The 14,371-nt window shown below is 37.8% G+C and carries 14 protein-coding genes and 1 pseudogene; 7 read left to right on the top strand and 8 right to left on the bottom strand.

The features are described from left to right. Positions 1-154: 154 nt before the first annotated feature. The 3 genes from ACYU0V_RS03765 to ACYU0V_RS03755 form a co-directional block, all read right to left on the bottom strand. Positions 155-1,447 (bottom strand): DcaP family trimeric outer membrane transporter, encoded by a 1,293-nt coding sequence (locus tag ACYU0V_RS03765; protein WP_461849111.1) that lies wholly within the window; start codon positions 1,445-1,447, stop codon positions 155-157. A gap of 272 nt (positions 1,448-1,719) precedes the next feature. Further along, complete coding sequence (locus ACYU0V_RS03760; protein ID WP_014207513.1) at positions 1,720-1,911, bottom strand: hypothetical protein; 192 nt, start codon at positions 1,909-1,911, stop codon at positions 1,720-1,722. Between the two features lie 73 nt (positions 1,912-1,984). Continuing rightward, a complete protein-coding gene (locus ACYU0V_RS03755; RefSeq protein ID WP_461849110.1) occupies positions 1,985-3,244 on the bottom strand; it encodes an MFS transporter in 1,260 nt (419 codons plus the stop codon). A 128-nt stretch (positions 3,245-3,372) separates the two neighbouring features. Between ACYU0V_RS03755 and ACYU0V_RS03750 the strand changes: the two genes are divergently transcribed. The 4 genes from ACYU0V_RS03750 to ACYU0V_RS03735 all read left to right on the top strand — a co-directional run bounded on the left by ACYU0V_RS03750 (position 3,373) and on the right by ACYU0V_RS03735 (position 6,433). Then, positions 3,373-3,999, top strand: coding sequence for a lysophospholipid acyltransferase family protein (locus tag ACYU0V_RS03750; protein ID WP_002116508.1), 627 nt, complete (start codon positions 3,373-3,375; stop codon positions 3,997-3,999). Positions 4,000-4,065: 66 nt separating this feature from the next. Next, positions 4,066-4,983, top strand: a complete 918-nt coding sequence (locus tag ACYU0V_RS03745) for a patatin-like phospholipase family protein (protein ID WP_014207516.1) — start codon at positions 4,066-4,068, stop codon at positions 4,981-4,983. Positions 4,984-5,088: 105 nt separating this feature from the next. After that, positions 5,089-5,550, top strand: coding sequence for an NfeD family protein (locus ACYU0V_RS03740; RefSeq protein WP_086265300.1), 462 nt, complete (start codon positions 5,089-5,091; stop codon positions 5,548-5,550). Between the two features lie 28 nt (positions 5,551-5,578). Continuing rightward, on the top strand, positions 5,579-6,433 hold the full coding sequence (locus ACYU0V_RS03735; RefSeq protein WP_032006515.1) for an SPFH domain-containing protein: 855 nt from the start codon (positions 5,579-5,581) through the stop codon (positions 6,431-6,433). Between the two features lie 78 nt (positions 6,434-6,511). Here the strand turns inward: ACYU0V_RS03735 and ACYU0V_RS03730 are convergent. The 3 genes and pseudogenes from ACYU0V_RS03730 to prpF all read right to left on the bottom strand — a co-directional run. Continuing rightward, a pseudogene (locus ACYU0V_RS03730) lies at positions 6,512-6,871 on the bottom strand (MmcQ/YjbR family DNA-binding protein); the annotation flags it as partial. A gap of 58 nt (positions 6,872-6,929) precedes the next feature. After that, positions 6,930-7,841 carry a polyprenyl synthetase family protein gene (locus ACYU0V_RS03725; protein WP_032006512.1) on the bottom strand — a complete coding sequence of 304 codons (912 nt, stop codon included), beginning with the start codon at positions 7,839-7,841 and terminating at the stop codon, positions 6,930-6,932. Between the two features lie 164 nt (positions 7,842-8,005). Continuing rightward, a complete protein-coding gene (prpF, locus tag ACYU0V_RS03720; protein ID WP_461849108.1) occupies positions 8,006-9,193 on the bottom strand; it encodes a 2-methylaconitate cis-trans isomerase PrpF in 1,188 nt (395 codons plus the stop codon). Between the two features lie 378 nt (positions 9,194-9,571). Here prpF and ACYU0V_RS03715 point away from each other — a divergent pair, with 378 nt between their 5' ends. Beyond that, complete coding sequence (locus ACYU0V_RS03715) at positions 9,572-10,951, top strand: amino acid permease (RefSeq protein ID WP_031946772.1); 1,380 nt, start codon at positions 9,572-9,574, stop codon at positions 10,949-10,951. A gap of 79 nt (positions 10,952-11,030) precedes the next feature. On the opposite strand, the gene nudC is transcribed toward ACYU0V_RS03715, so the two are convergent. After that, positions 11,031-11,810, bottom strand: a complete 780-nt coding sequence (gene nudC / locus ACYU0V_RS03710; protein ID WP_461849107.1) for an NAD(+) diphosphatase — start codon at positions 11,808-11,810, stop codon at positions 11,031-11,033. 287 nt (positions 11,811-12,097) lie between these two features. Here nudC and ACYU0V_RS03705 point away from each other — a divergent pair, with 287 nt between their 5' ends. After that, entirely contained in the window at positions 12,098-13,621 is a 1,524-nt protein-coding gene (locus tag ACYU0V_RS03705; protein ID WP_461849106.1) for a cryptochrome/photolyase family protein, read from the top strand. A gap of 4 nt (positions 13,622-13,625) precedes the next feature. Next, positions 13,626-13,766, top strand: a complete 141-nt coding sequence (locus tag ACYU0V_RS03700) for a DUF2256 domain-containing protein (protein ID WP_081410660.1) — start codon at positions 13,626-13,628, stop codon at positions 13,764-13,766. Between the two features lie 85 nt (positions 13,767-13,851). Here the strand turns inward: ACYU0V_RS03700 and ACYU0V_RS03695 are convergent, their stop codons facing one another. Beyond that, positions 13,852-14,106 carry a TIGR03643 family protein gene (locus ACYU0V_RS03695; RefSeq protein ID WP_461849105.1) on the bottom strand — a complete coding sequence of 85 codons (255 nt, stop codon included), beginning with the start codon at positions 14,104-14,106 and terminating at the stop codon, positions 13,852-13,854. Positions 14,107-14,371: the final 265 nt, after the last annotated feature.

The raw sequence follows: 14,371 nt of genomic DNA, 5'->3' as shown, positions 1-14,371 counted from the left end.
TGCTTTACTGTAGAAATGGAAACTTAAAAATGACTTAAATAAAAAATGATCTAATTCAAAGACCTTAATACATGCTACTTTTTTAAATTTTGTATAATAAAAAGACGAGGTTAAATTTAACCTCGTCTTGTGAGCTTTTAACTAAATATTGTTGTTAGAAGCTATATTTAGCCATTAAACCAACACGGTTGTCTTTGTGGTCATCACCAGCAAAAGTCTCGCGTTTACCGTTAACGTATTCAATACCTAAGTCAATTGGTTTAACTGGTGTGTAAATGACGTTAAGCCATGCTTGTTGAACTTTTTCATTTGCAGATGCATTAAATCTTGCATAATCAGTACCGTCATCAGCAAATTGAGCACCGTACGCTAAAGTAGCACGTAAGTTAGGTAAAATCTTATATGTTCCACCCACTTGTACTGCTACAAATTCATTTTGCTCAATATTATCATTAACTAAAGTATAAGCAGAATTACTACCATATAAGTAGTTACTGTTACCTACTACATATGATGCATCAGCAAATAATTTTAAAGGATCAGATACTTTAAAGTCGGTACCTGCAGCAACGCCCCAACCAGTTTGGTCATCACCTTTACCTGATTTATAGTTTTCAACAAAAGCTCGAGCAGAAGCATTACCATTACCATCTGCATAACCTTGAGTAATTTTAGCTGTTAATACAGGTAATCTGTATTTAACTGAGTCACCTGTTGCTGAACTATTACCTTCCTCAGCTGAAACAAATAATTGAGTCGCAGGAGCTAATTTATAGTTATAACGTACTTGTGGAATACGTGTTGTACCACCACCAATGTTCGTCGAAAAGTCGATCATTTCTGGTGCGTGGCTCGCCAAGAAGTTAGACGTTGTTTGACCAAATAGCCAGTTGTTATAAGTTAAATAAGCATGACGAATACGTACGTTTTCAGATTTGTTATTGTCACCACTTGCAAAGTCCAACTCAATTTTACCACCAACTTTGGCATTGCTTACAGGAGCAGTAAAATCTAAACCTAGACGAGTCGTTTTAGCAGTAGCACGCAATTTATCTTTTGCTTCACCATTAGACTTACTTACATCAGCGAAGTCACCATCCGCACCTTCGATAATATAGTTAGCATCGCCACGAACAAAACCATATAGATTCACATCAGCACCAGTTTTAGATTTTAATGATGCTAATGGAGAAGCTGGTGCAGCAGCTTGAGGTTGTGCCTTAACTTCAGCTAACTGTACTTGCTGTTGTTGCTGTACTTGCTGTTGTTGTTGCTGAACTTGACGTTGTTCTTGAATTAAAGCTTTTAACGCTTCAACTTCTTTACGAAGCTGTTGAATTTCCGCTTTGTCGGAAGTCGCAGCATGTGCCCCACTCATCATTAAAGCTGTAACTGTAAGAGCTAAACTTTTAATAACGAAAGATTTACGATTAAGGAATAGATCCATCAAAAACTCCTAAAAATATATTTTATGTTGCCTATCCATGCCAAGTTGATTTACGCCATTAAATTAGGGGCTAAAAAATCAACTCTCCTCCACATTGGTTACATTAATTTTATTACCGCAACCAAAACCAATTTCAACGTTGTGCAAGACTAAAACCGATAAACAAAGACATAAAAAACATACTTTGATTTACAGATTTTTACCTTAACTTCATGTTGTAACGAATCCTACACAACTCTCTTATCTTATAGAATGATTAAATCGTTATTTCATTATTCTTTTTTAGACTTTAGGCTAATAACCAATCTAATTGAACATTTTTCTGCCCATTTTGATTGATTCACATGATTTTTCTTGTTATCCAAATCCATTTTTTCTCCATTTAGCTTCCATTTGCTACCCACACAAGATGGCACAATTAATTGAGCATTTAAATAGCTAAAAATATACATTTTTAAAAACATAGACAAAGGTAGTAGATAAAGCTTAGATCACTGCTTGAGCAATATTAAAGTTCTTTATTTCATTTAGTTAACATTATTTTTCCTGTAGTTTCTCATGTTTCCAGAGGAAAATAGGCAGTAAACTGATCACTGCAATAATGACAATAGCTATCAAATAATGGAAATAACCGAGTAAATCTCCAATCACACCGCTAAAACTATAAAGAAGACCGCTAACAGTCGCCATAACTGAAACCTGAAAGGTAAAATCTGTCCCCGCATATTCTTTTCGACTGTAATGCATGACTAGAGTCAACATAGCTACCAATAGCATTGCCGAGAATGCATCTTCTAAAGCATTGACTGTATATATAACCCAGACATTCAACTGAATTTTTTGTTCATAGGCATAGGCTAAATAAGCATAGGCTCCTAGACTCATAATTTTAAAAATTGAAAAGCCAATTAATGCTGCTGGTCTTGAAAAGTATTTAAGCACGCCTCCTGCTATTGCCGCCCCAGCGAGTGCTGCTACTGCACCGAGCATCGTGATGTAAACACCAATTTGAGTAAAACTTAACCCCATATCAACCATTAAAGGTTTAAGTAATGGTCCAGCTAAGCCGTCTGCTACTTTAAAAGTGATCAGTACCACCAACCAAGAACGGAGTTCTTTATTTTGAGAGAAATATCTTAGGTAAGCTTTAATTTTTAGGACTAAATTTTGCTGATTAAGTTTGAGTTCGCGACTCGCATGAGAAGTATGTTGAGGCTCTTTAAATAACCAAATAGGTAAAGTATTTAAAAATACTATGGTTGCTAATAGCAAGAAAGTGGGTTGCCATGTTAACCAGTCTAAGCACCAAAGTACGGCACCTCCCCCAACAATAAAACCTAAGCGTGAACCAATGACCTGAAATGTATTGCCCCAATGCTGCTGATCATGTTTTAACAAGTTGACTGCTAAAGCATCGGTAGCAATGTCTTGTGTTGCTCCAGTTAAGTTCATAAAAAGAAGGGAAATAAAAAATGCGAATAAATAAATAGGTTGATCTAAAGCTTGAACAGGGAAAAAAGACAAAATACACAGTACACCCACAGTCAAAAACTGAGTAGGTAGAATCCAACTACGATAATGTCCTAAACGGGAAAGTGCGTGTCGGTCGACCCATGGCGCCCAAAAAATCTTGATTGACCATGGCAACATTAATAAGCCAAAGCCACCAATGTGGGCGAGTGACACACCTTGTGCTCTTAAAATCACGGGTAAAGCATGGGTCATAAACCCGACAGGCAGTCCTTGTGCCCAATATAGAGAAAATAGCAGAAGATAAAGATTTTGCTGCCGCAACATAGAAACCTACTTTTTATTTGTTTAATGAGGAATAACATCAAATGTCATGTTGTTCTTACATTTTGCCAATGAAGCATATATTTCAAAAGATTAAGATAAAACTAGGACAAGTTAAAATTTAAAAAAATATGGATCAACATTTCCCTAATTTACCTGATTTAGTACCTCAACGCGGTACTGCTTTAAGCCGAGCGCTATTTAAAAAACTTTTTTTAGCGCAAGGTTGGACAATTGAAGGTGAAGTTCCTAATTTGCCAAAAGCAGTGGCGATTATTTCCCCTCATACTTCCAATATTGATGGATGGTATGGATTTCTTGCGATTTTCGGATTAGGTATTCAAATTACGGTGTTAGGTAAAGATGCTCTTTTTAAACCACCATTTAAACGAGCTTTAGATTGGGCTGGGGTCATTCCAGTTAAACGCGACACAGCCAATGGACTTACTGAGCAAGTTGTTGCAACCATTCAAAAATATGACAAGATCTGGATTGGAATGGCGCCCGAAGGCACACGTAAAAAAGCAAAAAAAATGAAAAGTGGTTTTTACCATATTGCTGCGAAAGCCAATATTCCCATTGTGATGTTTTCTTTTGATTATGATCACAAGACGATTCACTGCTTAGGTCACCTAAACCCAAGTGGCAACTACGATGAAGATCTCACCAAGATTTTTGAGCGTTATGAAGGAAAAATTTCACCTAAAAATCGTAATTGGCTTGCTGAACCTTTACAAAATCTAGTGAAAAAAACCTAGCAAAAATTGAGCAAATCTGGTCTCATGAGCCCTCTTAATTTATCTCGACGTAGATTATTTTTAAAGATGAAAATTGCTCAATTTGCCAGTATTGGATTTATCTCTCTAGCACTATTTGGCTGTGATAAATTTAGCAAAACACCAACACCGACAACCTCAATGAAAGCCCGTGAACCTGTGATTGCACTTGCTTTAGGTGGCGGTGGAGCAAAAGGATTTTCACATATTGGTGTAATTAAGGTTTTAGAGTCTCACGGAATTAAACCTAAAATTGTCACGGGTACCAGTGCCGGTAGCTTTGTTGGAAGTATCTACGCAAGTGGACAAACGCCTTATCAATTGCAAAGTCTGGCTCTAAAGTTACAAGAGTCAGATATCCGCGATTTAACACTTAATCGTCAGGGTATTATTCTTGGACAAAAGTTACAGGACTACGTTAACCGTAATGTAGGCAATAAACCGATTGAGAAGTTTCCAATCCGTTTTGCTGCCGTGGCAACACGCCTTGATAATGGTCAAAAAGCTGACTTCATTAAAGGTAATGCAGGCCAAGCAGTACGTGCATCTTGTAGTATTCCAAATGTGTTTGTACCAGCGACAATTGGCAAGCAGAAATATGTCGATGGTGGATTGGTTAGCCCAATTCCTGTTAAAACAGCTCGTGACATGGGTGCAGATATTGTGATTGCTGTTGATATTTCTGCACGTCCAGCAGGAAACCGCCCAGCCAATATGTGGGGATTACTTGATCAAACCATTAATATCATGGGTCAACAAAGTATTAATGAAGAGCTCAAGCAGGCCAATGTTGTCATTCAACCTAAAGTTGGTCATCTAGGTACCCTTGATCTCAAATCAAGTAACCAAGCAATTTTGGAAGGCGAAAAAGCAGCTCAAGCGCAAATACGCCAAGTTGAAACTGCAATTGCAAACTTCAAAAAATCTCCAGCTGCGTTTAAGCCTGCACCACGCCCTAAATTCTAATTGAGGTGGTTTTTTTCTATCCACACTCCCCATCATCTGCTACAGTGGTAAAAGTGATATTGAGTCACTTTTACCCATCATAAAGATATATAAAAGAGCAGATCTATGGAGTTTGTTATACAACCTTGGCACTGGTTTGTATTGGGTATCTTACTTATTCTTTCTGAACTGATTCTACCCGCCTTTGCCGCGCTTTGGTTTGGTATTGCCGCCATTATGGTGTGCTTTCTCTACTGGTTATTTCCAGATATTAGCCTCACAACGCAAATTGTATTGTGGATAGTTCTGTCAGTGCTATGCACCATTCTTTGGTTCAAATTTATTAAACCATTATCAATTGATAAAACTAAAGCGGGATTACCCCGTGAAGCGACTATTGGTCAAATTGGTATGGTGATTCAAACTGGCCTTGATCATGATCAAATTATTGTTCGCTTTCCAATGCCTATTTTAGGGGCTGATGAATGGAACTGTCGAAGCACTAATCCGGTCAAAGTCGGTGATCGTGTGAGAGTTATTGATATTTCGGGTAATGACTTAATTGTCCAGTCCCACGGTACTTCATAAACATTAAAGATAAAGAGAGGGTATTTTCATGCCAGTCGGTACTATTATTGTTTTAGCTTTTTTGGCTTTTGTGGCTGTCACCATTTTTAAAGGGGTACGTATTGTTCCTCAGGGTTATAAGTGGATTGTTCAACGTTTAGGTAAATACCATTCGACCCTTAATCCTGGGCTTAATTTTGTGATTCCCTATGTAGATGAAGTGGCATATAAAATTACCACGAAAGATATTGTGCTTGATATTCCATCTCAAGAAGTAATTACACGTGATAACGCCGTATTACTAATGAATGCAGTGGCCTACATTAATTTAACCACACCAGAAAAAGCGGTCTATGGTATTGAAAACTATACATGGGCGATTCAAAACCTTGTACAAACTTCGTTACGTTCTATTGTAGGTGAAATGGATCTAGATGATGCATTGTCTTCACGAGATCATATTAAAGCCAAGCTCAAAGCTGCGATTTCTGATGATATTTCAGATTGGGGTATTACTTTAAAAACTGTTGAAATTCAAGATATTCAACCTTCTCACACCATGCAAGCGGCTATGGAAGAGCAAGCTGCGGCAGAGCGTCAACGTCGTGCTGCCGTTACAAAAGCCGATGGTGAAAAACAAGCTGCTATTTTAAGTGCAGAAGGTCGTTTAGAAGCATCTCGTCGTGATGCTGAAGCTCAAGTGGTCTTAGCAGAAGCATCTCAAAAAGCAATTGAAATGGTAACCAGTGCGGTTGGTGATAAAGAGATTCCTGTTGCTTACCTTTTAGGTGAACAATATGTGAAAGCGATGCAAGATATGGCGAAATCAAGCAATGCTAAAACTGTGGTTTTACCTGCCGATGTTTTAAATACAATTCGCGGTATTATGGGAAAACATAATTAATGTGTTTACTTTAAATAAGTATTTGAAAACAAAACGGCGACTACTATGTCGCCGTTTTTTATCTTTTATATTATTGGTTTTTAATCTTTTCTGATCTTTCAAAGGGAGTTTTTTTACAACCAAATCATAAGAGTCGCGAATTAAATCTTGAAGTAAATCTCTTGTTAAGTTCTTATGCGGTGTAATCGAAATCCAGTGCTTTTTATTCATGTGATATCCAGGAATAATAAATGAATAGAGCTCCTGATATTCCTGACTTTTATAGGGATCACATTTAACATTAACCATTTTGACGCCAGCTACTTCTGCGGTCAACATGAACATTTTCTCTAAAATTTTAAAAACTTCATAGTCTGGCCCAAATGGATGGGTCTGTTGGCTAAAGGGAAGATTACGCGCGATTTCAATTGCTTTTTGATGAAGCTGAGCACCATTCATTCTTTTCTCCCTTATTCACTTCGCATGAATAGAAGTTATGAATATTGATTTAATATTATTAATTGGTACGTGCTAAAAGGAATTGTGAAATATCTACTAATTCTTTCGCATCGTCACCAAAATGCGCTAAGGCTTCAAAGGCTTGATCATGCAATTCTTTAGCATAGACCTTTGCTTGTTCGAGCCCCATTAGGGCTGGATATGTCGATTTTTGTACTTGTTCATCCTTACCTGCAGTTTTACCCAAGGTTTCGGTACTCGAAGTAATATCTAGAATATCATCTAACACTTGAAAAGCTAGTCCAATTGTTTGTCCATATTGACGTAACTTTGGAATTGCTTGATCTGTTCCAGAGAAGATTGTCACTGCACCCATCATAATGGCTGCCTGAATGAGCGCACCGGTTTTATTACGATGGATATTTTCAAGTTCGTCTTGAGTAATTTGCTTGCCTTCAGCTTGCAAATCTAAAACCTGTCCAGAAACCATTTTGGAGCTAGCAGTTGCTAAAATCTGCATTTGTTTTAATACAATCGCAGCATCAGTACCCTGCCCTTGTTCATCAAACAAACGGCTACCTAAAACCTCAAAAGCCATTGATTGTAAAATGTCACCAGCAAGCAAAGCAGTATCTTCACCAAACGCAACATGACAAGTCGGCTGACCACGACGCAGTAAATCATTGTCCATACAGGGCAAGTCATCGTGTGCTAGGGAATAACAATGAATAAGTTCAACTGCAACCGCAGCACGGCGGGCCGCAGCAAAATTTGGATTTGGCTGTAAAGAAGCAGTGGCATAACACAAAGCCGGACGCACACGTTTTCCACCAAGCATGACTGCATGGTGTACCGCACTTTTTAAAGGTTCTGGAATTGAAAATGCGGCCAGTGTCGTCAATAAATCTTGTTGAATACGTTGTTGAGCTTGTTTTAAAACATCCGCATTAACTTGAGAGAGTGATGACACAGTCGCCTCGATAAAATCAGTAGAGAAATTTTATTGAATGTCTTGAAGCATTCATGCGCTACATCATACACGATTCAATGTGAAAAGTGCGTGATGAGTTTTCGAAGGCCCATGTAAAAAAGCCTCTACAAAATGGAGAGGCTTTTTTCATTTTTAAGTGACTTTTAGAAGCTGTCACCTGGGACGCGTACCCAACCTTCCATTAACACACGTGCACTACGACTCATAATCGCCTTTTTAACAACCCACTGGCCATTTGTAAGTTCAGCTTGAGCACCAACACGTAATGTTCCAGAAGGATGTCCAAAACGCACTGCTTCACGTTCACCACCGCCAGCTGCTAAATTTACTAATGTACCCGGAATGGCAGCTGCCGTACCAATCGCAACTGCTGCTGTTCCCATCATTGCATGGTGAAGTTTACCCATCGACAAAGCTCGAACAAGTAAATCGACATCATTCTCTGAAACGTTTTTACCGCTTGATGCTGTGTAATTTTTTGGTTTAGAGACAAAAGCAATTTTTGGTGTGTGCTGACGCGCTGCTGCTTCTGAAATATCTTTAATTAAGCCCATCTGAACTGCGCCATAGGCACGAATTTTTTCAAAACGTGCTAGTGCTGCTGCATCACTATTAATATGATCTTGTAACTCAGTACCTTCGTATCCTAAATCTTCTGCATTTAAGAAAATGGTTGGAATACCAGCATTAATAAATGTGGCTTGAAAACTACCAATCTCTGGAACATCTAATTGGTCAACAACATTCCCTGTCGGGAACATATCACCGCCCTCTTCACCATCATCGGCAGGATCTAAAAACTCAATTTGGACCTCAGCGGCAGGGAAAGTCACCCCATCCAGTTCAAAATCTCCAGTTTCTTGAACCTGTCCATTGGTAATAGGCACATGCGCAATAATGGTTTTTTGAATATTTTTTTGCCAGATTCGAACGGTACAGAGACCATTTTCCGGAATACGATCGGCATCAACTAAACCATTTGAAATCGAAAAAGAACCAACAGCCGCAGTCAAATTACCGCAGTTACCACTCCAATCTACAAAAGCTTGATCAATTGAAACCTGACCAAATAAATAATCGACATCATGATCTGGTTGCGTACTTTTAGCGAGAATAACTGTTTTGCTGGTACTCGAAGTAGCTCCGCCCATCCCATCAATTTGTTTTCCATAAGGATCTGGACTACCAATTACACGTAGTAAGAGCTGATCTCTTGCTTGACCTGCAACTTGAGCTCTTTCTGGCAAATCATCAAGTTTAAAAAAGACACCTTTACTCGTTCCACCACGCATATAAGTTGCTGGAATTTTAATTTGCGGTACTGAGCTCATATCAACTGTTATCCTTACTATTATGTTCTTCTATATCAAAACAAGCATTCTTGTTTACCCTTCTCTTCATCTTAAATTGTTTTAAGGCTAAGAGATAGCGATCTGCTTTATACATCAATCGTATTGACGTGAGCATATTTTGTGAATTTAACAATACTCTTGCAATGACTTCATCTAAGCAAAATCTAAGAAAAAAAGTCTATCTGAAATTATATTTTTTAGAGTACTTTTCACTCGAAATAGAAATATTAAAAGCAAGATTATGATTTTAAATAGTTTTTATAATTACTTTTCAGTCACTGCTTATTAATTTGTAGTCTAGGCTAAAATAACTCCATCTATTAGAATAATTTACTTATTCATAGTGAGTGAAGACCTTTGACCAACGAATCTTCTACACTTCAACGAGGACTAAAAAATCGACATATCCAATTAATTGCTATGGGTGGAGCAATTGGTACCGGATTATTTTTAGGCTCGGCGCAAGTGATTCAATCTGCGGGACCATCCATTATTTTAGGATATGCCATTGGTGGCTTAATTGCTTTTTTAATTATGCGCCACCTGGGAGAAATGATTGTTGAAGAACCTGTTGCAGGATCGTTCAGCCATTTTGCGTATAAATACTGGGGGAAATTTCCCGGATTTTTAACCGGATGGAATTATTGGATACTCTACGTTCTGGTTGCGATGAGCGAACTCACCGCAGTGGCCAAATATATTAATTATTGGTGGCCTCATATTCCAGCGTGGACGTCTGTCTTATTTTTCTTTGTCGTGATTACGGCAATTAACCTAACAAACGTCAAATTTTATGGTGAGTCCGAATTCTGGCTCGCTATTATTAAAGTTGCTGCGGTCATCTCTATGATTGTTTTTGGACTCTATTTGCTATTTACAGCAGATGTAGGCTCAAATATTTCATTTAGTAACCTTTGGTCTCATGGTGGATTTTTTCCGAATGGCTTTAGCGGCCTCTTCTATATGTTGGCTTTCTTGATGTTCGCTTTTGGTGGTATTGAACTGATTGGTATGGCCGCAGCAGAAGCAAAAGATCCGAAAAAAACGATTCCAAAAGCAATTAACCAAGTCGTTTTCCGTATCTTGATTTTCTATATCGGTTCACTAGCGATCTTACTTTCATTAGTGCCATGGAACCAATTAGATCTTGGCGGTCTCGATAAAAGTCCATTTGTTATGATTTTTAGCCAAATGGGTATTGGTTGGGCTGCACACTTACTTAACTTTATTATTTTAACTGCTGCTTTATCTGTTTATAACAGTGGGATGTTTGCAAATAGCCGTATGCTCTACAGTCTCGCTCAACAAGGTAATGCACCAAAAGTTTTTGCAAAAACCAATAAACAGGGGGTTCCTATTCCCGCTGTTCTGCTTTCTGCTTTATTAATCTTTGGTTGCGTTCTTTTAAATTACTTTGTACCTGAAGATGCTCTTGGGCATCTCATGTATGTTGTGGTTGGTGCACTTGTTCTAAACTGGGCAATGATATCAATTACACATTTGAAGTATAGACGCTTTGTTAAGCACGCGAATATTAAGACATCTTTTCCAGCGTTATGGTCACCTTTTAGTAATTACTTAGTTTTAGCGTTTATTGCTGTGGTTCTCTATATTATGTGGACTCAAGGCTTCAAAGAGTCAGTAATGATGATCCCTATTTGGATTACTGCAATGCTTGTACTTTTTGACTATTTAAATCCTAAAAAATTAGATTCCATTGAGAATCCGGAAGAATAAATAAATCTAAAAAGCCATTGTCTAGACAATGGCTTTTTTATTTAAAACTATAAGATTAAAGCCATATCTGAATCTCAGTTTAAAGCCACTGTTTCGTATCATCAGCGACAGGTGTGCCATGAATAACGTGCATAATCATTGCATGAGCAATACTGCCCTTAAATGGAATTTCAGGTAATTGATTAAATTTGAAAAACTGAGCATCGCTAAGTTCTTTCTCCTGAATTTCAATTTCGCCCGCTTCATATTCAGCTTTAAAGGCCAACATTAAGTTACTGGGAAATGGCCATGGTTGACTCGCCAAATACTGAATATTCTTAATGTGTAATCCCACTTCTTCTAATGTTTCACGTCGAACAGCATCTTCTAGTGTTTCCCCTACCTCGACAAAGCCAGCAATTAAACTGTACATCTGGCTCTTATTTCTAGCATTTTTAGCAAGCAAAATCTCGCCCTCACCACGCGTAATAATGGTAATTACACAAGGATTGACCCTAGGATATTGACTAAAATTACATGCTGGACAAGTCATCGAATATTCAGTCTTATGCTGCTGGGTTTTATGTCCGCAACGACTACAAAACTGATGATTACGGCGCCACTCTAGCAACTGAAAAGCGCGACTTGCCTGTTCAAACTGCGGTTTAGTCCAATACTGTAAGAGTTGGCGAATAGGTATGAACTGATATCCATTTGGAATAAGTTCGCCTTCTTGGAAATCTCTTGCTATTACTAGAGGGTCTGCTTGTATAGGTAAATCATATTCCTGCTGTTGAAGGCAAGGTAGATTAAAATTCGCATCAACCAAAAGTTGTTGCTGCTGAAAAATATAAGCAATAGGATGGTTGTTGGTATCCATTTATATACTCGAGTGAAGAACCTTTCGCTGGACTCTATTGCTCCTTCAAAAGGATCAAGCTTAAACATATTTTTTTAAAATCTTACGCATATTAGCGAACACCTTCAATTCATTTAATTTGTATCTTTTTGATTAAATTCACATTTTATTCACATGCGTTATGTTTTTAAGTTGTCTTTATCTTTTTATAGCTAAGTGACTAGTGATGAAGTTAGAAGCTCTGCTTCACATAAAATTGATCTCTGAAAATATAGACTAGTTTTAGTTCCATCTCATGAAGCAAAAATATGCGATTTGGTTTAATTCTGGGTGATCAATTAAATCACCAACTCGCAACGCTCAAGTATTTAAACCGGAATGAAGACGTTATCTTGATGGCTGAAGTATTTGAGGAAACATCTTATGTTGCTCATCATCCACAAAAAATAGCACTGATTTTTAGTGCAATGCGGCACTTTGTAAAAGAATTAAAAGCACAGGGTTGGAAAATCCGTTACCACACATTTAAGCGCGAAAGTCATATAAAAAAGTTAGTCGACTTTATTGCTTTGCAGCAGCAACACTTCTCGGCGAATGCTCTCGTCATTACCCAATGTGGTGAGTATCGCTTACAACATGAAATCGAAAATTCATGGGCTAACAAGCTAAAACTACCTGTTATTTGTTTAGAAGATGATCGATTCTTTTGTACCGTAGAACAATTCAAGCAATTGGCAAACAAATATAAGACACTAAGAATGGAATACTTTTACCGAGAAATGCGCAAGCAAACTCACTATTTAATGCATGACCAACAACCCGTTGGCGGGCAATGGAACTTTGATCAAGCCAATCGAAAAGCGTGGTCAGGCAATCCATCTTTGCCACCAAAATTAGCCTTTGAGCATGATCAAATTGATATAGATGTTATTCAACTGGTCAAGAAAGAATTTTCACAACATATCGGCAATATCAACTCCTTTCAATGGGCAACTACCCGTCAAAATGCCCTACTTGCTCTAGATCATTTTATTTCTAACATCTTACCTCACTTTGGCGATTATCAAGATGCTATGGTTTATGGTTCAGATTTTATGTTTCATAGTCTGCTCTCACCTTATTTAAATTGTGGATTGTTGTTGCCAAAAGAAGTGTGTGACGCTGCTCAAACAGCCTATTACAGCGGACAGGCTCCCTTAAATGCAGTAGAAGGATTTATTCGGCAGATATTAGGATGGCGGGAATATGTGCGTGGAATATATTGGTTATCTATGCCTGACTATAGCGATCAAAATACCCTTCATGCCAGCACGCCGCTGCCACAATATTACTGGACTGGTAATACAAAAATGGCATGTATGGCCGAGTGTTTCAGAAATACCTTTGAACATGGCTATGCTCACCATATTCAGCGTTTAATGATTACAGGCAACTTTGCACTTTTAGCAGGTGTAATTCCATCAGAAATTTGCAAATGGTATTTAGCAGTCTATGTAGATGCTTATGAATGGGTCGAATTACCGAATACTTTAGGCATGGCAATGTATGCAGATGGCGGCATCATGGCAAGTAAACCCTATGCTGCATCAGGTAATTACGTACATAAAATGTCAAATTATTGTCAGCACTGTACATATAACGTCAAAACAAAAACTGAGTCTGACAGTTGTCCATTTAACAGTTTATATTGGTATTTTATGAGCCGACATGAGGCCATATTTCGTCAGAATCCCAGAATGGCTATGGTCTATAAAAACCTTGATCGTATGAAAGATAAAGCTTCTGTCATGCAGCATGCCAAGTTACTTATTCATCAACTTGATGAGCTTTAAGACCATGAAAAAACAGTATCTCCCCCAGAAAATATGTGCCTATTGTCAACGTCCTTTTGACTGGCGAAAAAAATGGGAACGTTGCTGGGAAGAAGTAAAATATTGCTCTGAAAGATGTAAAAGACAAGCCCGATCAACTAAGTAGATATTTCACTCGATTGTTTTAACTGATTCAACACTACTCTTAATTGTTGAATCAGCTGGTTTTCAATTGATTATATCTGATGATGTTAAGTATATTTATACTGACGAGAGCAGTAAGCTCGTTCAACGTCTGGTGAACGTAATTGTTGATGCTTAGTTTTACGCCCTGCCATACGTTTACGCCAAAGTTTAAAACTATTGGTTTTTAGGTTGTATCTCATTAAACGAATCACTTCGCTTTCGCTTAAGCCATACTCTCGCTCAATTGCTTCAAATGGAGTGCGATCTTCCCATGCCATTTCAATAATTCTAGATAAGTCCTGTTCATCAATTTTTTTCATGCTCTGCCCTTTTGAATTATAGGTAGCTAAATCTGATTTTTAACAAACAACCTTTTGGGAATAGTTTCATCTACTCAATTGCTTGTCTTAAACCTTTTCGTGTTTTGCTTCAGATCATAGAAAGATAAACATGAAGTTTTTGTGATTTTTTAGCTTTCTAAACTGTTTTTCTACAGATATAAGTGTTTGAAACCTTTGAATGGTTCAACTTTATCTTTATTGGCCACTCTGGCAAAAGTTTTAATAACTAAAACGTAAAAAAGCC

It is taken from the genome of Acinetobacter sp. X9, from assembly GCF_054889255.1.
This window is presented reverse-complemented; position numbering and strand designations above follow the sequence as displayed.